Here is a 265-nt window from a genome sequence, read left to right as displayed (position 1 = left end):
AACAAGGTGGCGGCCGCCGAGCCGGTCAAGGCCTGAGCGTGCGACAGGAAGGGAAGAGACACATGAACAAGCTTGTTACCAGCCTCCTGTCGCTGGCCGTCGTCGCTGGTTTGAGCGGCGCGGCACTCGCCGAGGAAGCCACCCCGAACGGGGCTGCGCCGGCAGAGCATGCCGAAGGCGCAACGCCGCACTATCCGCTCATGCATCCGAAGCATGAGCACTGGACCTTTGCCGGCCCGCTCGGCCATTACGACAAGGGCCAGCT

At 65.7% G+C, this 265-nt stretch carries 1 pseudogene; it reads left to right on the top strand.

What is annotated here, in order from left to right:
- Positions 1 to 62: 62 nt before the first annotated feature.
- Positions 63 to 265 (top strand): annotated as a pseudogene (locus tag IB244_RS31760) (cytochrome c1); the annotation flags it as partial.

Origin of the sequence: Rhizobium sp. RHZ02 (genome assembly GCF_014851575.1) — a bacterium.
Classification (GTDB): Bacteria; Pseudomonadota; Alphaproteobacteria; order Rhizobiales; family Rhizobiaceae; genus Rhizobium; species Rhizobium altiplani.
This window is presented reverse-complemented; position numbering and strand designations above follow the sequence as displayed.